The 22,778-nt window shown below is 48.2% G+C and carries 21 protein-coding genes; 14 read left to right on the top strand and 7 right to left on the bottom strand.

From position 1 onward, the window contains the following. Positions 1 to 48: 48 nt before the first annotated feature. Positions 49 to 885, top strand: a complete 837-nt coding sequence (locus DET62_RS06295; protein WP_110013502.1) for a putative RNA methyltransferase — start codon at positions 49 to 51, stop codon at positions 883 to 885. A 3-nt stretch (positions 886 to 888) separates the two neighbouring features. Continuing rightward, positions 889 to 2,022 carry a GNAT family N-acetyltransferase gene (locus DET62_RS06300; RefSeq protein ID WP_110013501.1) on the top strand — a complete coding sequence of 378 codons (1,134 nt, stop codon included), beginning with the start codon at positions 889 to 891 and terminating at the stop codon, positions 2,020 to 2,022. Here the strand turns inward: DET62_RS06300 and DET62_RS06305 are convergent. Next, the gene (locus tag DET62_RS06305) at positions 2,019 to 3,794 is read right to left on the bottom strand and encodes an SLC13 family permease (protein ID WP_110013500.1); all 1,776 of its coding nucleotides are present in this window, start codon (positions 3,792 to 3,794) and stop codon (positions 2,019 to 2,021) included. The two genes, DET62_RS06300 and DET62_RS06305, sit on opposite strands and share 4 nt — an antisense overlap. A gap of 187 nt (positions 3,795 to 3,981) precedes the next feature. Here DET62_RS06305 and DET62_RS06310 point away from each other — a divergent pair, with 187 nt between their 5' ends. Next, a complete protein-coding gene (locus tag DET62_RS06310) occupies positions 3,982 to 4,983 on the top strand; it encodes a lyase (RefSeq protein ID WP_110013543.1) in 1,002 nt (333 codons plus the stop codon). A gap of 5 nt (positions 4,984 to 4,988) precedes the next feature. On the opposite strand, the gene DET62_RS06315 is transcribed toward DET62_RS06310, so the two are convergent. Both DET62_RS06315 and DET62_RS06320 read right to left on the bottom strand, forming a co-directional pair. Next, positions 4,989 to 5,819: a DUF4198 domain-containing protein gene (locus DET62_RS06315; RefSeq protein WP_110013499.1), complete on the bottom strand. Its 831-nt coding sequence runs from the start codon at positions 5,817 to 5,819 to the stop codon at positions 4,989 to 4,991. Positions 5,820 to 5,821: 2 nt separating this feature from the next. Continuing rightward, positions 5,822 to 6,889 (bottom strand): PepSY-associated TM helix domain-containing protein, encoded by a 1,068-nt coding sequence (locus DET62_RS06320; protein ID WP_110013498.1) that lies wholly within the window; start codon positions 6,887 to 6,889, stop codon positions 5,822 to 5,824. A gap of 143 nt (positions 6,890 to 7,032) precedes the next feature. Here DET62_RS06320 and DET62_RS06325 point away from each other — a divergent pair, with 143 nt between their 5' ends. From DET62_RS06325 to DET62_RS06345, 5 genes are all read left to right on the top strand, one after another. Continuing rightward, positions 7,033 to 7,815 (top strand): ferredoxin--NADP reductase, encoded by a 783-nt coding sequence (locus tag DET62_RS06325; RefSeq protein WP_011235725.1) that lies wholly within the window; start codon positions 7,033 to 7,035, stop codon positions 7,813 to 7,815. 42 nt (positions 7,816 to 7,857) lie between these two features. Beyond that, on the top strand, positions 7,858 to 8,697 hold the full coding sequence (locus tag DET62_RS06330; RefSeq protein WP_034822852.1) for a patatin family protein: 840 nt from the start codon (positions 7,858 to 7,860) through the stop codon (positions 8,695 to 8,697). Next, positions 8,654 to 9,244 (top strand): uracil-DNA glycosylase family protein, encoded by a 591-nt coding sequence (locus tag DET62_RS06335; protein ID WP_034822851.1) that lies wholly within the window; start codon positions 8,654 to 8,656, stop codon positions 9,242 to 9,244. Before DET62_RS06330 ends, DET62_RS06335 begins: the two co-directional genes overlap by 44 nt. A gap of 65 nt (positions 9,245 to 9,309) precedes the next feature. After that, a complete protein-coding gene (locus DET62_RS06340; protein ID WP_110013497.1) occupies positions 9,310 to 10,026 on the top strand; it encodes a PepSY domain-containing protein in 717 nt (238 codons plus the stop codon). Beyond that, positions 10,023 to 10,700, top strand: coding sequence for a PepSY domain-containing protein (locus tag DET62_RS06345; RefSeq protein WP_110013496.1), 678 nt, complete (start codon positions 10,023 to 10,025; stop codon positions 10,698 to 10,700). Before DET62_RS06340 ends, DET62_RS06345 begins: the two co-directional genes overlap by 4 nt. Positions 10,701 to 10,709: 9 nt before the next feature. Here the strand turns inward: DET62_RS06345 and DET62_RS06350 are convergent, their stop codons facing one another. Continuing rightward, positions 10,710 to 11,171, bottom strand: a complete 462-nt coding sequence (locus DET62_RS06350; protein ID WP_110013495.1) for an isoprenylcysteine carboxylmethyltransferase family protein — start codon at positions 11,169 to 11,171, stop codon at positions 10,710 to 10,712. A 36-nt stretch (positions 11,172 to 11,207) separates the two neighbouring features. On the opposite strand from DET62_RS06350, the gene DET62_RS06355 reads away from it, so the two are divergent. From DET62_RS06355 to DET62_RS06370, 4 genes are all read left to right on the top strand, one after another. Continuing rightward, positions 11,208 to 11,747 (top strand): DUF1415 domain-containing protein, encoded by a 540-nt coding sequence (locus DET62_RS06355; protein WP_110013494.1) that lies wholly within the window; start codon positions 11,208 to 11,210, stop codon positions 11,745 to 11,747. 86 nt (positions 11,748 to 11,833) lie between these two features. Continuing rightward, positions 11,834 to 13,222: a diguanylate cyclase gene (locus DET62_RS06360; RefSeq protein ID WP_110013493.1), complete on the top strand. Its 1,389-nt coding sequence runs from the start codon at positions 11,834 to 11,836 to the stop codon at positions 13,220 to 13,222. A gap of 215 nt (positions 13,223 to 13,437) precedes the next feature. Beyond that, a complete protein-coding gene (locus tag DET62_RS06365; protein ID WP_011235717.1) occupies positions 13,438 to 13,647 on the top strand; it encodes a cold-shock protein in 210 nt (69 codons plus the stop codon). A 130-nt stretch (positions 13,648 to 13,777) separates the two neighbouring features. Continuing rightward, entirely contained in the window at positions 13,778 to 14,437 is a 660-nt protein-coding gene (locus DET62_RS06370; RefSeq protein ID WP_243734896.1) for an SDR family oxidoreductase, read from the top strand. On the opposite strand, the gene DET62_RS06375 is transcribed toward DET62_RS06370, so the two are convergent. Next, positions 14,411 to 15,268, bottom strand: a complete 858-nt coding sequence (locus DET62_RS06375) for a LysR family transcriptional regulator (protein ID WP_110013491.1) — start codon at positions 15,266 to 15,268, stop codon at positions 14,411 to 14,413. The two genes, DET62_RS06370 and DET62_RS06375, sit on opposite strands and share 27 nt — an antisense overlap. Positions 15,269 to 15,375: 107 nt before the next feature. On the opposite strand from DET62_RS06375, the gene DET62_RS06380 reads away from it, so the two are divergent. Further along, the gene (locus tag DET62_RS06380; RefSeq protein WP_181396967.1) at positions 15,376 to 17,391 is read left to right on the top strand and encodes a ligand-gated channel protein; all 2,016 of its coding nucleotides are present in this window, start codon (positions 15,376 to 15,378) and stop codon (positions 17,389 to 17,391) included. Between the two features lie 4 nt (positions 17,392 to 17,395). Here DET62_RS06380 and DET62_RS06385 read toward each other — a convergent pair whose 3' ends face one another. Both DET62_RS06385 and DET62_RS06390 read right to left on the bottom strand, forming a co-directional pair. Beyond that, entirely contained in the window at positions 17,396 to 18,424 is a 1,029-nt protein-coding gene (locus DET62_RS06385) for a phospholipase A (protein WP_110013489.1), read from the bottom strand. A 116-nt stretch (positions 18,425 to 18,540) separates the two neighbouring features. Then, on the bottom strand, positions 18,541 to 21,144 hold the full coding sequence (locus DET62_RS06390) for a TonB-dependent receptor (RefSeq protein WP_110013488.1): 2,604 nt from the start codon (positions 21,142 to 21,144) through the stop codon (positions 18,541 to 18,543). A 592-nt stretch (positions 21,145 to 21,736) separates the two neighbouring features. Between DET62_RS06390 and DET62_RS06395 the strand changes: the two genes are divergently transcribed. After that, a complete protein-coding gene (locus DET62_RS06395; RefSeq protein ID WP_034822840.1) occupies positions 21,737 to 22,768 on the top strand; it encodes an AraC family transcriptional regulator in 1,032 nt (343 codons plus the stop codon). Positions 22,769 to 22,778: the final 10 nt, after the last annotated feature.

A 22,778-nucleotide genomic window follows, 5' to 3' on the forward strand; every position in this document is an offset into this window, starting at 1 on the left:
GCAGGAAGAATAAGATGGTCGCAAAATAGCGTTGTAAAAGTAGATGGTATGCCAATAACAAAAATATCCGCCTTACGTTGCCCAATAGAGCAGTCACCTTTGCAGTTGGTGGACGGCAGCTGGCGCTGTGAAAATGGTCACAGCTATGATGTGGCTAAACAGGGATACGTGAATTTGTTGCCGGTGCAGAATAAGCGATCGAAAGACCCCGGCGACAGCAAAGCTATGGTGCAGGCACGGCGGGAGTTTCTGGAACAGGGTTATTATGAACCACTGGCGCAGGTTCTGGCTGATACTGTGTTAGCACAGGGTGAGCAGGCCGTGCTCGATGCCGGTTGCGGCGAAGGCTACTATTTACGCTACTTGGTTGAACAGTCTGAACAGAAAGGTACTGATTTGAGTGTGGCCGCCCTGGATATTTCAAAATGGGCAGTGCAAGCTGCGGCAAAACGCGATAAACGCCTGAGCTGGATGGTTGCTTCCAATAACTCTATTCCACTGGACGATAACAGTGTCGATACCATTTTGTGCGTATTTGGCTTCCCTGTTGAAGCTGAATTTAAGCGGGTTCTAAAGCCCGGCGGGCGGCTGATTATGGTAGACCCTGCAGGTGATCACCTAAAAGAGCTAAAAGCCATTATTTATTCTGAAATAAAAATCAAAAATGAGATGCTTCCGGTAACCGACCCGGGCTTTGAGTTAGCCTCCGAACGGCGTGTGATTTTCCCCGTATCGTTGACATCAAATCAGGCTGTGAAAGATCTACTTACGATGACACCACACCTCTACCGTAGCAGCGCCGAAGGCCGTGAACGCGCCGAAGCTATGAGCTTTTTACAGCTCACCGCTGATGTCTGGGTGCGGGTTTTTACTTTGAGCGCCTAACGCATGCGAGCAGTTATTCACGCAACAATCACCACTGTAGCTAAAAACGACTGGGATCGCCTATTCGGGAACCATTATCCTTTTACGCGCTATGATTTTCTGCTGGCACTTGAACAGGGTGACAGTCTTGGGCTGCAGCGCGGCTGGTTGCCGCAATATGTTGTTGTTTATGATGATAATGACACCATGGTTGCTGCTATGCCGTGGTTTAAGAAAACGCATTCCTATGGTGAGTATCTGTTCGACTGGGCTTTTGCCGAAGCCTTTGAGCGCTATGGTTTTCAATATTACCCTAAGCTGATTAACGCTATACCTTTTACGCCATGTCAGGGGCCGCGTTTGGCTATTAGCGAGGGTCTTAATTGTGGCGAGATGCTGTCCATTATTGAGTCTGAGTTATTAAAGCAGCATGACGTAAGTAATTTGCAGAGTTTGTATGTTGAACCTGACTTAAGCCGTGCTTTAGCCGACGAAGGCTGGTGGCAGCGTTTTGATATTCAGTTTCTCTGGCAAAACCGCAACTACGGCAGTTTTGATGACTTTTTAGCGGCCCTGGTGTCGCGTAAGCGTAAGACGATTCGTAAAGAGCGGCAGAAAATATCAGAACAAAATGTGCAAATGCGAACCTTGCAGGGTAACGAGTTAACTGCGGAGTTTTGGCAGCAATTTACTTTGTTCTACCAGCGTACTTATTTAAAACGTTCTGGGCATGGCGGCTATTTAACCCCTGCTACCTTCAAGCTCTGGGCTGAGTATTTATCCGATTATATTGTTGTTTTTGCTGCCTACAGAGACGGCAACATGCTGGCTGCTTCTTTGTGTTTTAAAGGAGAAGACACACTGTACGGACGCTACTGGGGTTGCCGGGAAGAGCTTGAATTTCTGCACTTTGAAGCCTGTTATTATCAGGGAATTGAGTTTTGCATAAACCAAGGGCTGCAGTATTTTGATGCAGGCGCTCAGGGTGAGCACAAATTGCATCGCGGTTTCGAGCCTGTTCTGCGCGAAGGATTTTACCGTTTTATGGAGGCGCCTCTTAGCGACGCCATTGAGCAGTATTGTCAAGATGAACGCAGTGCGTTACGCGAACACCTGAAAACACTGCAAACCTATCTGCCTTATAAAATCAGCGATTAATACAACGGCCATACCAGCAGTATCATGACCAGCGCGACTGCCGACACCAGCAGGGACAACGGCAGGCCAAGCCGCCAGTAGTCGCTAAAGTTGTAACCCCCCGGACCCATAACCAATATATTTGACTGGTGGCCTATCGGGGTTAAGAAAGGCACAGCGGCACCAATAGCAACCGCCATTAAAAACGGGTCCATACTGGCGCCGAAGCTGCTTGCCATACTAATGCCAATAGGCGCCATAAGCACTGCTGCCGCAGCATTATTGACAATATTGGATAGCAGCATAGTGACTATTAGCAGTAAGCCCACGGCAACAAAATCGGGTGACCCCTGACTCACATAAAGCACCGCGTTGGCAATGGTGTCGGCAGCACCACTGCGCTCCAGCGCAGACCCCAGTGGAATTGTCGCTCCCAGCAAGACAATAATAGGCCAGTCTATGGCGTCATAGAGTTCCCGAAGAGGCAGAATATTGGTAATAACCATAAGGCCAGCCGCAAGAGAGAACGCAACCGGCACTGAGATAAAGCCGAGTGCTGCTGCCAGAATCGCTGCCGAGAATATCCCCAGTGGCTGTATCAGTTGCTTTGGTGAGCCCAGTCGCAAGCTGCGTTGAGCTAGAGGGAAGCAGCCAAAGCGCTGAAATACATCATCGAGGATCTCCGCGTCGCCCTGCAGTAATAAAACATCACCCGGCTTAAAGCGAATATTCGCTAGTTTTGTTCCCAGCTTCTGACCTTCCCGGGCAACGCCCAGTACATTAATACCGTAGCGGCTGCGTAATTTTATGTCGCCAGCCGAGCGGCCGATAAGGCGTGAATCGTGCCCGACAATCCCTTCTATAACGGTAATGTCGTCGGATTTTAAAAAGCGCTCGTCAATTTCTTCCTCGGCGTTAAGCTCAAGCCCTGTTCCGTCAATAACTTGTTGAATGGTCTCCGCGTTGGCTTCAACTATTAATACATCCTCAGGTTTCAATCGCAAGTATCGGGCCGGTGCAGACCAGCGCTTTTCGCCACGTTGTAGTGCAACAATTACAAAGTCCTCTTCGCTACGATTTTCCAGCTCATAGAGAGTTTCACCAACAAAGTTAGAGCCTTCAGGCACATAGAGTTCGGTCAGGTAGCTGCTGACATCGTACAGTGACTGCGATTTCGACTTACCAGCTTTTTCTGGTACCAACCAATGACTTAGAACCCACATAAAGAGTAAGCCCGCGATGGCGATGCTGAGGCCAACCGGAGTAAATTCAAAAATACCGAAAGACTCACCCATAGCCTCGCGACGAATGTCGGCGATAATAATGTTCGGCGGTGTGCCCACCATGGTAATAGTACCCCCCAGTAAGGAGCCAAAGGCCATAGGCATTAGCACTTTGGAGGGGTTATTGCCACTGCTGCGGGCTAGTTGAAGGGCGACTGGTATCATTATCGCCATGGTGCCTGTATTGCTGATAAAAGCTGAGCAGATCGTAGTGACCGAGGTCAGGGCTATCATCTGTAACCAGCGTTTATCGCCTATGTTTTTCATAGCCGATGCCAGTGCATCGACAACGCCGGAGCGCCAAAGTGCCTGGCTAATAATCAATACCGCCGCAACAGTAATGACCGCAGCGTTTCCAAAACCACTGAACACCTCGGCAGTTGGAACCAGACCAAGAATAGCTGCGGACAATAGCGCCATCATGGCAACCAGGTCGTAACGCCATTTATCTATGACGAAAAGCACCAACATGGCGACTAAGATTATTCCAATAAGCCATTGATCCAGCATGTAACAGGTACCGTTTAGTGTTTAAAGGTTGAAGATTGCACAGTGTTGGGTTTGAAGCAATAGCGTCTATACTGATAAATCAGTTAGTTGCCTGACATCCCATTGTAGTAGTCTGACGTTTACGTCAGGAGCGATATCTCACCTGACATGAATGTCAGGCTACGAAATTATTTACGGAGGCCATAAAATGAAATACTTAAGCTTAACAAGTGCGGTAATTATTGGTCTGGCGGGAATAAGCAGTGCGCCGGCTAACAGCGATGACCACAAAGACAGTGGACTGGCTAAAGCGGAAATTCAGGAGTGGCAGGTTCCCTGGGAGGACTCCCGGCCTCGTGACCCCTGGGTGCACAATAATACGGTCTGGTTCGTGGGTCAGGGAAGTGATTACGCGGCAACATTTAACCCCGAAACCGAAGAGTTTAAACGCTACGATCTACCCGATGGAGCGGGTCCGCATACTGTTATTGTCGATGATCGTGGCGCTTGGTACACCGGCAATCTTATGAACCATATTGGCTTAATTGATCCGGTTTCAGGCGACATTAAAAAGTTTGAATTACCCGGAGATGGAACGCGTGACAGCCACACCATGGACTTCACTAGCGATGGCAATCTTTGGTTTACGGTGCAGGGCGGTAACCAAATAGGCTTTCTGGAAACAGATGACGGTGAAATAGAACTTTGGGATGTGCCCACGGATTCGGCCCGGCCTTACGGTTTAATTGTTGAAAACGACAAACCCTGGGCAACGCTCTTTGGTACCAATAAGCTGGCGACTGTAGAAAACGGCAAGCTACAGGAAATTGAGCTGGACAGAAAGGACAATAGGCCACGCAGGCTTGGTATGACTGACGACGGTACCATCTGGTATGTCGATTATAATAAAGGTTACGTGGGTAGCTACGACCCGGCTAGCGGTGAGAATAAAGACTGGCGGGCACCAGCTGAAGAAAATTCACGGCCTTATGGTATGGCGGTGGATAAACGTAATGACGTCTGGTTTGTAGAGACCGGTGTGCAGCCAAACCGGCTGGTGGGCTTCGATACCGAAACCCACGAGTTTTCAGAGCCAATTGAGCTGGAGAGTGGCGGCGGTACTGTTCGTCATATGTTCTATGATGAAGCTACCGATTCCATTTGGTTCGGTACCGACGCCAACACCCTGGGAGTGGTCCGTCTTCAGTAGCCAGGTTACATAGGCAGAACTTCTAATACGGCAACGTAAGAGCCCTGGCGTTTGGTAGCCGGGGCTTCGCCGTTGTCGTCAGCGTATTCTGCTTCTAACCAGTACATGCCTGGTTCATCCAGAGTGAAGGTGACTTCGCCTTTCTCGTTGGTCGTTAACTTGGTTGGTTGTGCCTGATCTCGGTAACGCTCACCGCCTTTTACCAAGAAAATTTCAGTTCTCGCTGCGGCGGCACCGTCAATATTGAACTTAAAGGTAATGTTTTCACCAGTGTATAAATCGTTCGGGTGGGTCACTGGTTCAAGTTCCAGACCTTTACCTGTTGGACCCAGGGTGTCATAAGTTGGTGCACCAGAAGTTACAAATGTTTCAACACGACGTGAGCGCTCACTAACTTCTAACTCTTTAGCGTCCTGAGGCACTTCTTTGTAGAAGTCTTCATTGGTTTTTTGCGCACCACGTGGCGGCCAGTATTGGCGTTCACCTTCGTCATCTACCCAGCGTGCAGATAACCCTGAACTGGCTGAATAAATGGTATAAGTGCCTTCTTTTTCCAGTTCAATATCAAATACCGAACGATACTTGCCTTTATGGCCATTCTCCAGAGTCACATCGGAGCCATCTGGTGCCATGGCTTTTACGTAATCCAGGCTAAGCGGGTAGTGATCTGGATAAAAAATGCCATTGGCGATAGCGGCATCAAAAGTCACCCATTCGGAATCGCCGGAAACAACGGTGGCGCTGGGTTTAATCCAGACCCGGTGAGCTTCACTGCTGGTGCTGGCAAATAAGGTCAGCACAGCCAGGCTGGTAGTAAGTACAGAAGATAATTTCATGATTAAGGCTCCAGTTTTAATGACACTCGGCCAAGCTCGTGCTCGCCGGTCTCTGAGATGGATATTGGGCTATCGATAGGTAAAGACAATGGCAGGCGCAACATTTCACGACCGCCGACTTCGCGCGCGGCTTCTACATACAAGTAGTACTGTCCGGGTTCAAGGTCAGGTAGTTTGGTTAATAACGGAGTTAAATCCACCTTATGAGTGCCGGGGCGTCGGGTTGCACCCGATACTCCGTCTATAGGCATGTCGGCCATGCGGCCGCTGCGACGCCACCACTGGCGCATGTCTTTAAGCCACTTTTCGCCTTCGCTATCTTTTAGGTTAACGTCGTACCAGACTGCAATATCAGCTACCCGTTGGCTACGTTCATTTGCCAGCCATACCGCCAGGTAAGGTGCGTGATATTCAGCCACTGACAGGCGGGGAATTTCGACGTTGAGCTCGTTTTCAGCAGCATGTGCTGATCCCATAACGGCGAACAAAGGAATGATGAAGCCAGCCAGAACCAGTGGCCAGGTGGACTTGCGCCCCTTACTGTATTTTTTCAAAAGTAATAACCCCGTAATTGTGAATAAAATGCTGGCAACGGCAAATACGTCAATGAAAAGACTCCAGAGAAAACCGGTGTTGCGGGCTTTGTGGAGGTCATTGAAATAGGCTATCCAGCCGCGATCGGTGGTTTCCGAATAAAAAGCACCACTGGTTAAATCGACGCTGAACCAGCTGTCCCCGCCAGGGCGAGGCATGGCGACGTACAATTCGTAGTCACTCCATTCGATTTCGGCATTTGAACTGATGCTGTTTTGCGTCTTATCTTCGTACCAGCGGTGGAAAAAAGTTGGTAGAGCGTCATTCCCTGAAGCATTCGCCAACCGGTCCAATTCCGTTTGTGGGAGAGAGCTTTCATGGCTTTCGACGCTGGGTGCGGATTCTATCCAGCCAGCATGGTTTAGCGTTATACCGGTGACTGAAAACAACAACATGCCAATGAGGCAAACGGCAGAGCTTATCCAATGCCAGTCTTTTAAAGACCACCCTCTGCGGCCACCCGAACGTCGAGCCATTAACTTTTCTTCCTTTACAAACAACAGTGCATGTATCTTATATAAAAACCGTTCTCATTTTCAATAGTTAATGATAAAAATTCTCATTTAGATTTAGTTTTTTTATGTTATTATGCGCACAAAATCGCCAATGAGGAATTGTTATGAGAAGTATCATTGCGGAAAAAGTGACTCAGGTACGCCACTGGAACGATACCCTGTTTAGCTTTAGAACCACGCGTCAGCCAAGCTTTACCTTCGAAAACGGTCAGTTTGTAATGATGGGACTGCAACTGGAAGACAAGCCGCTGCTCAGAGCTTACAGCATTGCCAGCGCAAACCACGAAGAAGAGCTTGAGTTCTTTAGTATTAAAGTGCCGGACGGTGCCTTAACGTCACGCCTGCAACATATTAAGGTGGGCGACGAAGTGGTGTTGTCGACACGCCCTACAGGCACGTTAGTACCGGGGCACTTACTACCCGGCAAAAACTTGTACTTGCTCAGTACCGGCACCGGTTTAGCGCCTTTTATGAGCGTTATTAAAGACCCCGACATATACGAACAGTACGATAAAGTCGTGTTGGTTCACGGTGTGCGTTGGGTTTCTGAGCTGGCATATCAAAAAGAAATTTCTGAGATTCTGCCAAACAACGAATACTTTGGTGACTGGGTGCGGGAAAAGCTCATTTATTACCCGACAGTGACCCGCGAGCCATTCCGTGATGAAGCGCATCAGCAACGTATTACCGATTTGCTGGAGTCTGGTACCTTAACCAAAACCATTGGTATGCCAGATCTGAACCCTGAACACGATCGCTTTATGTTGTGCGGTAATGACGCTATGCTTCAAGATCTGATGGTTATTCTCAATGAACGGGGCTTTAGTAAAGCAACATCGCGTAAGCAAGGCAGCTACGTGATTGAGCAGGCCTTTATTGAAAAATAAAGAGTATTGAGAAGTAGAGAGTATTGAAAAATAAGCAGGTGTATGACCCAGGAGCAAAGTAAAAAAGCACTAGTGGTAGAAGGTGGCGCCATGCGCGGTATCTTCGCCGCTGGTGTGCTGGACGGCTTTCTTGAAACCGGACAAACCAACTTTGATTTTGCAATTGGGGTGTCGGCAGGTTCAACCAACCTGATTGGTTTTCTTGCCGGCGACCACGGACGTAACCGTAAAATTCTCTTGCAGCATGCGCTACAGCCCGAGTTTTTGAACTGGCGACGCTTTTTAAAAGGCGGACATTTTTGCGATGTGAGCTGGCTTTGGCACGCTTCGTTTGAACAAGTACCACTGAATACCCGTCATTACCTGGAGCAGAACCGGCCTTTATACGTTGTAACGACTAATGTCGATACAGGGTTTCCGGTGTATACCCGGGTGACAGCCGATAACTTACACGAACTATTTCCTGCTTCTTGCGCTATTCCGCTGGCTTATCGTGAGTTTCCCGCCGTTGGTGGAGCGCCTATGACGGATGGCGGACTGGGTGACTCTATTCCGGTGATTAAAGCCTATGAAATGGGTGCGCTGGATATAACGGTTATTTTGTCCCGGCCGCGAGGTTTCCGAAAGAAGATAAGACCCCTGCCTAAGTTTACTAAGCGTTTTTTTAAACACCATCCTGCCTTATTTGACGCAGTAGCCCGCCGCTCGGCCGTTTACAATGACGCTATTAACTTTATTGATAACCCTCCTGCGGACTGTAAAATGACCGTTCTGGCTCCGCCGGAGGATTTTCCGGTAGGACGTTTCACTCAGGATAAAAAGCTGCTGGAGCAAGGTTATGAAATGGGAAGAGCCGCCGCATTGGCAACAAATTCTGCGTGATGTCCGTGCCTGTGCCTTATGTGAACCAGAGCTGCCGCTTGGTGCCCGCCCCGTTGTACAGTTGCACCCTAAAGCCAGAATTCTAGTTGCCGGACAAGCCCCCGGAAAGCGCGTTCATGCCTCCGGTAAGCCTTTCGATGACCCCAGTGGCGACAGGCTTCGTCAGTGGATGGGCATTGATAAAGACACTTTTTACAATGCCGAAGAACTGGCTATTATTCCTATGGGCTTTTGTTATCCGGGCACTGGTAAGTCCGGTGACTTGCCGCCCCGCCCCGAATGCGCGCCCACCTGGCGCGAGCAAATACTGCAACAGCTACCCAATTTAGAATTAACACTGGCTATTGGTCAATACGCGCAACAGTGGCATTTGCAGGAACCTAAGCGAAGCCTGACCGAACGTGTCAGAGACTGGCGAAGTTACTGGCCGCAGTTATTACCATTACCTCATCCGAGCCCCCGCAACAATATCTGGATGAAGCGTAACCCCTGGTTTGAAACTGAGGTTATTCCGGAATTAAGACAAAGAGTGAAAGAACTGCTTTGACTTTTACAGGGCAAGTCGATAATTTTAGGGGCTTAACTTAAACGCGGCGGGCACGGATAACCCTGATGAAATTACGACAATGGCGCATCTGGCACCGCTGGTTATCTCTTCTTTTTGGCCTGCAGTTAGTGGTATGGAGCATTAGTGGCGCCTATATGGTGTTCTTTGATTTAAGCTTCATTCACGGCGACCATCTGGTGAAAAAGCTTGAGCAACCTATAGCTGAGAACACGTTAATTTCGCCGGTAAGCTGGGTCTTAGAGCAACATCCGCAAGCCACATCGGTGCGACTTATGCGCCAATGGGTAGATGGTTCTTTGCAGACGGTTTACCGCGTTGAAAGCCAAACCGGTACGCAATTGCTGAGCGCTGAATCTTTGGAATCGGTCACACTTGATCGAATGGATATTGGCTATATTGCCCGTCAACATTACAGTGGAAATGAAGACGCAAAAGCCCAGGTTAGCTTTATTGAAGACCGTGCTCCGGGTGAGCTTAACCCCGCTTTGTTACCCGCATGGCGAGTAGATTTTAATGATTTGGCCGGTGCTACCTTATATTTCTCGGCGACAACCGGGGAGCTGGTAACCAAACGACATAACTTCTGGCGACTGTTCGACTTTTTCTGGATGCTTCACATAATGGATTACCAAGACCGAGTGGATATTGAAACCTGGTGGTTAAAGGCGTTTAGCATAGCGAATATACTTTTTGTGATAACTGGCACGGCTCTGCTTTACTTCCATTTCCGGCCGCGTAGAAAAAGCAGGCGAGCTGCATGAGGTATGTGCGTAAACTGCATCGCTGGCTGAGTCTGGTTATTTTTATACAAGTGCTTATCTGGCTGGTCAGTGGCCTGTACTTCGGCTGGGTGGGCCACCAGAGTCTGGCCGCTCATGACTACTTTCAAAGCGCTCCTAAAGCGCCGGTCGGGCCTGTTTTTTACCCTGAAAACGCCCTAATTGAGCGCTTCGATAACATTAAAAGTGTGGAAATACGCTCAATTTCCGAAACGGCTCAGTACCTGGTTCTGACAGTTGATGGCTCCAGACATTATGTGAATGCCCAGACCGGCGAGCGCTGGCAAACATCCGCGCCGCTGGCCGCGAAGCTGGCGCGGCAAAGCTATAACGGACCGGGTTCAGTTAATGAAGTACAGGCTGTAACGGGCAGTGAGGAAATTATTGACTGGAACAAGCCCGGTTACAGAGTCACTTTTACCGATGACATTCATACACGAGTTTATGTTGACGCTGCTTCGGGTGAAGTGGTTGATCACCGTAATAATAGTTGGTGGCTAAGTGACTGGATGTTTCGTTTACACTTTATGGATTACAGTGGTGAACGCGACTTTAACAGCTTACTGAATATTATTGCCGCTACCATCGCGTTATGGTTTAGTTTGTCAGGCTTAATTTTACTCGGTCGCAGCTTAAAACACCGACAGTTGTTCTGAAGCTGCCAGTTACCACCAGCGCCCGGTTCTACGACAATAGTTTTTGTAAGCTTCACCAAAAGTTTCGGTTAACATACGTTCTTCCGGCAGAATTTGAAAGCGGTGCATATAGGCCACATATAACGCCAGCCCCCATAAAGAAAAGACACTTCCCAGAAACACACCCCAGGCCATGAGCAAAAAGAAAAAGCCTAAATACATGGGGTTACGTGTTCTTTGGTATATTCCGGTGGTGACAAGTTCGGTGCTTTTGTTCGGAGCGCGTGGGTCTACCGTGGTTTGCGCTCTGCGAAAACCAATAACGCCGAGCAGGGGCAACAAGACTCCTAATACCAATAGAAAAATAGCTGCGGCGCGCTGGCCGACATAAAATTGGTTAAAGGCCTGCGTATAGTGAGCCGTTAACCACATTAAACCGGCGACTATGGCAACAACCAGCAAAGGTGGTATTTTGAGTTCAAGTGATTTCATGGCAAAGTGGCGCCCCTTTTAGCGAAGACAAGAAATATGACGACCGATACCCATCAGATTATTGAGCAAACCCGGCACTGGGTGCAACAGCTGATTGTAAAGTACAACATCTGCCCTTTTGCACGCCGCGAAGTTGAGCGCAAGAGTATTCGCTACAGTGTAGCTGAAAATCGCAAGCCACAAGCTGTTTTACAGCAGTTGCTGGATGAAGCTAAGCACATGGATACCACACCTGAAACCGAAACTACGCTGTTTATTCTGCCGTCGGGATTTGAAGGGTTTTACGAATTTCTGAATTTGGTTGATGTTGCCGATGCTTTGCTTGTTGAGGAAGGTTACGAGGGCGTGTATCAGCTGGCGCACTTTCACCCCGACTACTGCTTTGAGGGCGAACCTCAGGACGACCCGGCAAATTATACCAACCGTGCCCCCTATCCAACCTTACATTTACTGCGTGAGACCAGTATTGAAGAGGCTCTGAGAGATTATGACGACCCTGAATCGATTCCTGAGCGCAATATCGAATTTGCCCGACGTAAAGGCACTGGATTTTTCAAAGCAATCTTGCCAGTCTAGAGTGTGAGTTGTTGCTACACTATTAGTAGTAATCTCACATTAATTAGCATTGCTTGCTCTGTCGAACCATAAAGTGATGAGGCGTCATGACAAAACATCATATTACTCATAGAATTATTGAACAGCTACCCACTATGGTGGCTTATGTCGACAGAGACAGGCTTTTTCGCTATGTAAATACGTCGTATGCGGCGTTCTTTGACCTGACCCCTGAGGAAATGCTGGGTAAACCTTTAATCGACGTACTGAGCGAGGAGTCCTATCAACGCATAAAGCCCAATCATGACCATATTTTTGCCACCGGCGAGAAAATGGAGTTTTCAGACTCTGTCACTTTTCGTAATGGGCATAAATGCTTCTTAGATATTCGTTATCTTCCTGAATTTGATGAGCAAGACAAGGTTACTGGTATCTACGTGCTTGTCGAAGATGTCAGTGACTATTACGCATCGGTTGATGTTATGCGCACGATTCATGAAGTTATTCATAAGCGTGGACGGCGCATTGACCCGGCTTCTATTGATGAACTATTAAAAGTGGGCGTTGACTATTTAGGTGTTGATATCGGAACTGCCAGCTCCATTCAAAACGGCACATATACCATTGAGTGGGTGCAAACAGCGAAGCTGGATTTTTCCGCCGGCGTGCAACTACCGCTGGCAACCACCTATTGTTCGGTTGTGCTTAAGGCTAACCATCTTATTTATACCAATGACGCATCACGAGATTCACGGTTTAAAGAGCACGCGAGTTATCAAACTTATGGTTTGGAGACTTATATAGGTACGCCACTTATTATTAATGACCAGGTGTGGGGAGTTCTGGGTTTTGCTCGTAAAAACAAAAGGGCTGAGCCTTTTACTGAACTTGAAATTGAAATGGTGCGAATGATGGGCACCGCGCTGGAAACGGTTATTGCGGAACAGAAAATTCGTTCCGATTTAATCCGTCAGCGCGACGATATGGCACTAATTGCTTATACCGATGCACTAACCGGGTTAAAAAATCGCTCAGCTGGAATGGAAATACTTGAACAGAGCCTGGTTCGTCAACATGGCGGGCAGGGGTTTGTCGTTTCGGTTATCGACTTTGACCACTTTAAAACCATTAATGATACCTATGGCCACGATATTGGTGACAAAGTATTAATTGCAGGCTCTGAAGCTATGTCAGCGGCGGTTCGCAGCAGTGACAGTGTGGTTAGAGTGGGTGGCGAAGAGTTTATGGTGGTACTTGCTTATGCCGACCATGAAAGTGCCGTACAGGTATTGGAAAGGGTGCGAGCGACCGTTGAGGAAACGGTAGTTACCCTGGATTCAGGCGAAATCATTAATCCGACGGTCAGTATCGGTGCGTCAGAAAGCCGCGCTGATGATGATGTTTCCAGTATCTACAGAAGAGCGGATCAGGCGCTGTATAAGGCTAAGCGAGAAGGTCGTAACCGTGTTGTCTGGGCCAGTGAAAGCGATGTTTAAACTTATTATGAAAATAACTTGGTAAATGGTTTGACTCGCAGTGTAATAAGCGTAGACTGCGAGGGGTCGGATAGATAGAAAGACAGTTAGTTAAAAAACTCCACTTCGTTGACCTATTATTATTAATACCATCGTCCTGTAGTTCTAAGTTCTTATTATTACCCGCACCATCGGTCTAAATGACCACATACTTAAAAGTTACAGGAAGATATATTATGTCAGAGAAAATTACTGGTTCAGTAAAATGGTTTAACGAAGCAAAAGGCTTCGGTTTCATCGAACGTGAAAACGGCGCAGACGTTTTCGCACATTTCAGCGCTATTTCTAGCGACGGTTTCAAAACCTTAACTGAAGGCCAGCGCGTTGAGTTCGCAGTAACTCAAGGCCCTAAAGGTCCTCAGGCTGAAAACATCGTAGCGCTTTAATTACGCGCCTCGAAGTCTAAAAGGGCAACCCTCGGGTTGCCTTTTTTTGTGCCTGTAAATCGGTGTAAATGAGCGATCTAAACTAAGCTTTTGTTACGTAAACTCAGACACGAAACACTCATGGAGGTCGATGATGAAAGTAGCAGTTATAGGCGCAAATGGAAAAATTGGTCAGCATTTAGTTGAACAGATGCAACACGCAAAAAAACATGAAGTGATTGCAGTAGTGCGTAAGGAAGAGCAGCAAAAAGCCTGGGAAGGCCGCGGAGTAACGGCCAAATTGGGTGATTTAGAAGGCCCCGTCGCAAAATTGGAAGAGCTGCTTCAGGGCGTTGATGCCGTGGTATTTACGGCAGGTTCTGGTGGAAGCTCTGGTGACGACAAAACCTTATTAGTCGACCTGGACGGTGCAGTCAAAACTATGGAAGCCGCCGAAGCGACCGGAGTGAAGCGCTTTGTTATGGTCAGTGCCTGGCAGTCGAACAACCGTGAGAACTGGGCTGAAGCTCTGCTTCCTTATTATGCCGCCAAACATTATGCTGACCGCGAATTAATGCGCACCAAACTCAACTGGACTATTGTACGTCCGGGAGCATTAACCGACGAAGAAGCCACCGGTAAAGTGGTTGTTGGTGAATCGTTGGCGCCGGGGTCTATCCCGCGTGAGGATGTTGCCAGTGTGCTACGCCGTTGCCTGGATGAAAGCGGCACTGAGATGAGAGCCTTTGACCTAATGGCTGGCGAAAGCGAAGTTGATCATTCGTTACAGTCGATGAAAGAAATGGCTTAGCACCTCAATAGTCCGTTCAGTTTTCGCCGGTATGTTGTCTTTAATAGGCAACACGGCGTGTACGCTGTACGGACTGCCTTCCCATTCTGGCAACAAACGCAGTAAACGCCCACTCTCAATGTAATGTTTAATTTCCGGCTCCGGAAGTAGCGCATAGCCAACACCATCTAGTGTCAACTGGACGACCGTCTGCATGTTATTCAGCAGCACTTTTGGCTTGGGGAAATCCTTATTGGGTAAGCTGGGTATGTGGCCAATAAAACAACCTTCGGGTAAATCTTCAAAGCTTTTTATCGAGTTTTTAGCCGCAGGATGTTCAGCAGCAATACAGGGAACCATGTGCCAGTCTGCTAAATGTCTGGCGTATAAGGTTGAATCGGCCAGCGGACCAATGCGAATAGCCAGATCTGCCCCCGCGGTAATCAAATCGATAGGTTCATCGGTCATATGCAGTTGAAAGCTCACGTTAGTAAACTCTTGCTGCAGCTGTTTTAATGGCTCACTTAACAAGCCTCCGCCAAAACCCACGGGCGCAATAATTTTTATTTGCCCTTGCGGCTGATTCGTTAGCTGGTCCCAACGTTCCTGGTTTTTCGCTGCAATAGCCAGCATATCGAGGCACGATTGATAAAAAACCTGACCGGCTTCGGTAAGTGAAAGCGAACGGGTATTACGGTGAAAAAGCGAAATTCCGTTGTCGTTTTCCAGTCGCTGCAGCTGTTGGCTAATAGCGGACACTGTCATATGCAGTTCATTTGCAGCGGCACTCATGCTGTTGAGTTCTACCGTACGGGTAAAAGCTTTTAATGATCGAATCATTTTCGGATTCATTTGTTAAGTCCTGCTAAAGAAGCTTTCAATATTTTTGTAATTGCTGATTCCATAGTACCAGTTAAAATCGCTAATGAAAATAATTCGCATTTATAATTCATTAGGGGATGAACATGAATTGCAGTATCAGCGGCTTAAAATTGAGCATTCTAGCATTAACTGTAGCATCAGCTGTAGGCGTTGCTCAGGCGCAGGAACAGGAAAAGCCGGAAAGAAGGCATCATAAGCACAAAGATATGGAAGTTATGGTGGTAACGGCATCAGGTGTTGCTCAGCATTTGAAAGAAGCGCCCGCTTCAATCTCTGTTATTGACAGAAAAGACCTTTCTCAGCGTTTTTATAAAGACTTAACCGATGCCATGACCGACGTACCGGGTGTTATCGTGACTGGTGGCGGCGACCGTCAGGATATTAGCCTGCGCGGTATGGGAGCAGACTACACGCTAATTCTAGTCGATGGTCAGCGTCAGAGCTCACGCGAAACCCGTCCAAACAGTGACGGCCCCGGCGTTGAAGGTGCCTGGACACCGCCGCTGGCGGCAATTGACCGGATAGAGGTTATTCGGGGGCCTATGTCGTCTCTTTATGGTTCGGACGCAATAGGTGGTGTTATCAATATTATTACCCGTAAAACGCCGGAAGAATGGCGCTCGGAGATCCGCGTTGATGGCACTTTGCAGGAACGCTCGGAGTCAGGAAACAGTTACCAGACCAACTTGTTCACCTCTGGCTCGTTAATTAAAGATACTTTGGGAATTCAATTGTCCGCCGGTTATACGCGTCGCCTGGAAGATGAAATTGTTTCTGGCTACCGGGATAAAACCGCAGAAGATGCGGACTTAAAACTGGCTTACACACCCAACCGGGATCACGAAATTCTGTTTGAGGTGGGTACTGCTAAGCAAAGCATCGACGCCTCTGTCGGCAAAACTATTGAGCCGCTGGCACCGGGGGAGGAGTGTGGTCGCCGTGGATGCCCCGAGTCATCAACCACCGAATACGATAATACCAGCGTATCTATTGCTCATAATGGCCAGTGGGGCCTGGTGGGCGCCCGCAGTTATTTAAAGCGCGATGAGTATGAAAACAAAGCGCGTCTCATGACTATTAAAAACACCGATTTTCAGAGTCACTGGAACGTACCGCTGCTTGAAGAAAGCTCCATGAACTTTGGTGTGGCCTACCAAAAAGAAGAGCTGGAAGACTTAACCAGTAACCAAATAAGTGACAGAACTCGTATTGAAGGCTCGCAATGGTCGGCCTTTGCAGAAACTGCATGGCCAATCTTCACTGGCTTTAACCTGACTACGGGTGTCCGTTACGATGACGACGACATTTTTGGTGGACACTGGAGCCCCCGCGTATACGGTGTGTATACATTAAGCCACGCAACCACAATAAAAGGTGGTGTATCTACGGGGTTCCGGGCACCAGGTTTACGTGAAACAACAGCTGAATGGGGACAGGTAAGCCGTGGTGGTAACGTTTACGGGAACCCCGACTTGAAGGCTGAAACATCGACCAACTACGAGTTGGGTTTATACACCGACTGGGGACGTCGTAGTTCAACTTCAATAACCGTGTTCTATAATCAGTTTGACGACAAAATCACGCGTGTCGATTGTCCTCAAACAATCTGTGATGCGGGGCCTAATCAATTTGGATCTATGCCGACCACCCGGATTAACGTTGATGAAGCTGTTACTCGCGGTATTGAAATGACCTTAAGTACTCACTTCAGCCGGGAATGGTCTCTGAAAGGTAATTATACTTACACCGATTCTGAGCAGAAGTCCGGCGAATACAAAGGTGAACCGTTAAACCAGCTACCTAAGCACTTAGTGCAAACGTCATTAAACTGGAAGCCAAGTAAGCGTTGGAACAGTTGGCTGCGTGTGCATTATCGCGGTGAAGAGAGCCAACCGACAACCGGACCTTCACAGGGCTCTTTGGTTGCGCCTTCGTACACCTTAGCTGACGTTGGTGTTAACTACTTTGTCACGCGTGACTTAAAGCTGGCTGCGGGTGTTTACAACTTATTCGACAAAGAGATTGGCGTGGAAGAGTACGGCTATGTTGAAGACGGCCGACGCTTATGGTTGTCAGCCGCCTACAGCTTCTAAACTCTTATAGAACGTTATTTAGGGCTATACCGATACCAAAACGAGTCTGTTTGTGGTTGTAATCAATCAGGCTTTCTCCGTAACCGGTGAAAATAGAGGTATAGCCAATAAACTTCCCGCCAATAGGGAATGTCCAGTTAAGTTCTGCCGACCCTCTTCCGGTATCTACGGCATGGCGGAGCCTGAGAATGTATTCGAAATCACCATCGTTATAGGCGGTGGTGAATTCATAGTCACCCACGTAATCAGTAATATCCGGGTTGTCGTCGCCACTGGACTGCATGGGGTCTGTTTTTGGATCTTCCTGAAAACGTAACCAGGGCTTCAGCGAGAAAACAAAGCGTCCTTTCTCCACCACAAACTGCATATAGCCGCGGTTCCAGCTACGGGACAAAGGCTGACTGCGCCCGTTGGACAAATGCTCTAAACCAAAAACCAGCGCTGTATTAGTACCAAAAGGATGCCAGCCGGTTGAAGTGGCATAAAACACCTCCGGCATGTAATTGGTTTCCCGGAATGGTTTAGAAATATCACTGGAGTAGACTTGCCACCAGGACTGCACGGTTAAGCCAAAAAACAACTTGTCGTCTTCGAATAACAAACTTTCTTTGTTAAAAGGCACTTTGAAACTGAGCTGGAACTTTGCTTCGTAGTCTTCTAAATTGTCCTGGTAACCTTCAATATCGGCGTACTGCAAACGGTTGATGTTATTACTGGTAATAACCGGTAATAAGTAATTACGGCGATGCGGGGTTAAAACGTACGGGTCAAATTGGGTGACCTGTTCACTTTTCATTCGGCTGGTTAAAGCGCCGGGTTCTTCTACGGCATCCACTTCAACAATGTCTTCGTCGTCAGCAGAGCGAAGTTTCTCCTCGCATTTAGACCTTACATCGGCAATAGTGGTCTCCGCTTTCGTGCTGTTCATTTCATCCAGCAGACACTGCTGCATATCAGACAGTTCTTGCGCCTGGACATTAACCGCTGCTAGTGCGGTAACTCCCGATGCAATTATCCAGATCCATTTTTTCATAAGCGCAAGCTTCCTTTATTGAGACTCCTTGTACTATAGCGTAAGAGGGGTGTTTAGATCACACGTTTACAAAATAGGGCCAGAAGAAGAATTTCTGACCCTGCTGACATTATCAGTTAAAAGTTATGAACAACGGATAAATTAGCTGTACGACCGCGCAGATTGTACTGGGTCATATCGTATCCGTAGGCTCCGCCAGCCGGATCAAACGGCGGCTGTTCGTCGAACAGGTTGCTGATATTTAAGGTCAGTTGAGTGTCACCAAAACCCTGATAAACCAACTGCGAATCAACCTGCCAGTAGCTATCAACCTTGTTATCTAAACCCGGGTTGCTGCTTTGTGTGGCAACCTGCTGCTCATAGCTGCTGGTGTAGTTAAGGCTGACGCCCCACTGCCAGTCACTCACCAGCCAGCGTAGCTGATTGTTACCTTTCCACTTAGGTAGTGCTCCGAGAATATTACCGCCGGAACCATCAACGGGTTGCTGACCGGCTATTAAGGCTTGCTCGTACTCCAACAGCCGTGACCATGTGCTTTGAAACTGAAGCGTCGAGTTGCTTAGCTGCACTTGGTAGTTCGCATCCATATCAAAGCCGCGGGTAGAGCGGGTGCCCTGGTTCTTATATTGGTTACTGATAATTTGCAGTCGCCCAGCGTCGTCGCGCTGAATGCGGTCTGCGTACTGGTCTTCATTATTGATAATGAACTGCGCGTTGTCGGGGGCAATAATATCGTCCTGCTCAATTTCGAATACATCCACAGCTATGCTGGCACCTTTTTGCGGAGACCAGATAATACCGGCATTGAGGTTGGTTGAGCGTTCGGCATCAAGCTCAGAGTTACCCGTGCGCACTTGCGTAAAACCGCGGCGCCCGCCCGGATCAATAGGGTCATTCGGGTCAATAACCGAGCCATAACTGATGGTATTACTTTCAGCAATTTCCGGAAGCGATGGCGCACGAAAGCCGCGTGACCAGGAACCGCGCAGCAACCAGTCGTCGCCTAAAACATAGTGAAACGCCACTTTAGGTGACCAGGCTGAACCAAAATCATCATAATGGTCATAACGGCCGGCCAGGTTTACGTTCAGGTTCTCGACAACCGGAACGTCCAGCTCAACAAAGCCTGCTGCAACTTTTCGCTTCCCTTTAACCAGGTTGATAGCCGGGCGCAGCTCCGTACCCGATAACACTTCCGGCGAGGTTCCCGCGTCCATTTCTTCTTCACGCCAGTCGACCCCAAAGGCAACGCTTAGCGGCCCGTTATCCAGCTCTTTTAAAATGGTGCTGGCATTAGCGTTAATACTGTTTAGCTCGTAAAAGCCCGGACGACGCGTATCAATGCGCAACGCTTCTATGGTTTGGGGGTCATTGTTGCCGTTAAAGAAATCATATTCACCGCTGGCCAGCACATCCTCAAAAGTGTAGCGGTTAATGAAGTTATCAACATACTCGCGCTGGCGGCTTTGTGAGTTCAGTACATTAACCGACCAGTCCCAGTCTAAGCCCCGGTAATTCACACCGGCCAGAAAACGATGAAAGTCTTGTTTATTGGCTTTTACGCGCTCACCCACATCAAAAAAGGTGTATTCAAAAGGTAAGGCCCCTGAGCCCGGGTTATCCGGATGCCCGACCGGTAGCTCCACCGGAATATCCACTAAACTGCCGGTTTCCTGATTATAGGCCCGCAGCCCGGCACCGACGCTCAGCGGCGCGCCAAATACGTGACTTGAACGGTTATTGCTGTACAGAAAGTCGCTGTAGGCTTGTATGTCGTCGGTGAGCTGCAAAGTGCCCTGCAGTGAGAACTGGTGCCGCTCAACTTCCGGCTGCAGCGTGTTGTATGGCTGGGTGTTAAAAGCACACACCTGGCCCTCTGCACCGGGGGTAAAATCGCCTCGGTCTCTTTTCTCAGAAATGCCCGGGCAGTTCTCAAAAGCCTGAGGGTTTTGCGGGTCACTTAAATAGTTACCGCCCTGCGACGACCAGCCAGACAAACGCCCGCCGGGCTTATCGCGAAAGTCTCCGGAACGGGTAAAGTCGCGGTCGTCGGCATTTAGCCGCTCGCGGGTCAGGAAGTCGTAGCTGAACGTTAGGTTATAGCCGTCGTCTGCTATATCGCCAAACCCGCTGATTACGCCCGCACTGTATTGCGTTAATGAGCCTTCGCTGGCACCGCCGACACCCGCGCGGAACTGAGTGCTTTGTACGTTGTTGCGCAAAATAATGTTGATAACCCCGGCAATAGCGTCGGAGCCATACACCGCTGAAGCCCCGTCTTTCAGTACCTCTATGCGCTCCACCGCGCCTAAAGGTAACGCGTTCAAGTCAACAAAGGTGTCCTGAGTGCCCAGCGCAAAACCATAGTTAGACACCCGCTGACCATTTACCAGAATTAGTGTGTTTTTGGGGCTTAAGCCGCGCAAGCCAACCGACGCCGACCCCGCCGAAAAGCTGCTGGTGTACTGTTCGTCGTAACTGTTACCGGTATTCACCGTTAAGTCACGCAGCAAGTCTGTCAGCGTAATTTCACCACTGGCGGCTATGTCGCTGGCATCAATAATCTGCAACGGCGTGGCGTCTTCATTCTGGGCCCGTTTAATGTAGGAACCCGTAACACTAATGCGTTCCAACTCGGAGCTAGCATCATTGGCTAACAGAGCTGGGGATGCCGATGCAGCGATAAGCCCAGCGGCAACAGTTGATAACTTTGATTTCATTAAATACCTCACAAAATGAACGAATAAGCCGTTTAGGCGTCTAAACGGCTATTTAGCATAAGCGAGATGTGTGGTGCAGGTAAAGGGGAAATTGTTGTTTAGGGGAAAAGTATGATTTTTTTAAATAAAACTACAGGTATAGTTGTTCTACAACTTCAGTTCTTTGGAGCCTAAGTGAAGTTATTAGATACCAATTGCCCTAGTTGCGGAAGAAACATTCGTTTTAAGGAAAAAATTGCGCTTATTTTTCGCGGCTATATTTCGTGTGAGTTTTGTAAGGTTAACTTAACGGCAAGTATACTCTCTTCCGTATTAGGCACATGTATTTTAGGAGTACCGAGCTGGCTACTAACTGATCACTTTTTATCTTCTCTAAATTTACCTGACTTATTGGACTGGTTAATAGGGTTTAGTGTTTGTATGGCGGTAGGTCAACTGACTTACCCTGTGGCCAATTTAGTTGAAGTGAGAGTCGAATAACGTCGCGTGTGTTCAGAGATTCTCCGTCTGAAAAAACGAATTGCTCATCAGAAGCGCTGGTTATAATCTAACTAAAGATACTGATTCTCAGGACAGCCCAAGGCACAGGCTTATGTTATTGATTGACGCATTCATCCGGTTTTCCGCACTGGGCTTGTTGTTGCTTATGACGGTGCTGGTAATTAAAGATCTGCCCCGTTCCAGACGCTGTACTTTAATGGTGGCTACAAACCTCTGCCTGGCAAGCTTTCTGCTTGGTTCTATGCCCGCTGAATTTGCGCTTCCTATGGTGTGGCAAGTTCCCTTTCGGTTACTGGATACTTTGCTTTTGCCGGTTACCTGGGTATTTGTGTTAACCCTTTTTCATCGAGATTTCAGGCCAGGAAAACTCCATTGGCTTGCTTTAATTGCAGTAAGCGCCTCTATGCTGGCTGAACGGGCTGTTTGGCTGGGTTGGTTGAATGAGCTGCCTGCGTGGTGGCCCATTGTTGTCATTACGCTGTCACTTTTTCTGGTGGCACATATGGTGTTCGTTACGCTAATAGGCCGGAATGATGACTTAATTGAAGCCCGGCGTACCTATCGACTTTATTTTTTGTTTATTATTTCAGCGTCTGTTTTGGTCGCGGTTTTGGTGGGCTCTGTTTGGTTGCAAAGCGCCCAGTCTACAATTAACGCGCTGAGCGTCTGGCTTCCCATTTTTTCCATGAGCCTATGGGTATTAAAGGGCGACACGTCGGCGCTGACTTTTTATCGGAACGCGTCTCAGAAAAAGCAATTGTCAGCAGTGGATAAAAGAATACTGGCCGAACTCGACAAGCTAATGACACAAGACAAGATGTATTTAGAAGAAGCTCTGACCATTGCTGATTTGGCCAAAAAGCTGGGGGTAGCAGAGCATAAATTGAGAACCTTGATAAACACCCAAACGGGCTTCACTAACTTCAGCCATTACATTAACTCTTTCAGGCTTAAAGGCGTGATGGACTGCTTCTCAGAACGGGAGAACGACCACCTGCCCATTTTAACCATTGCACTGAATAACGGGTTTAACTCTTTACCGCCTTTTAATCGTGCCTTCAAAAAAGAAACCGGAGTGACGCCGTCTCAATTTCGCAAAAACCTTCAGAATTTTCAAAATTGACGCGATATTT

The sequence above is a fragment of the Idiomarina sp. H2 genome, assembly GCF_004364275.1.
GTDB lineage: Bacteria > Pseudomonadota > Gammaproteobacteria > Enterobacterales > Alteromonadaceae > Idiomarina > Idiomarina loihiensis.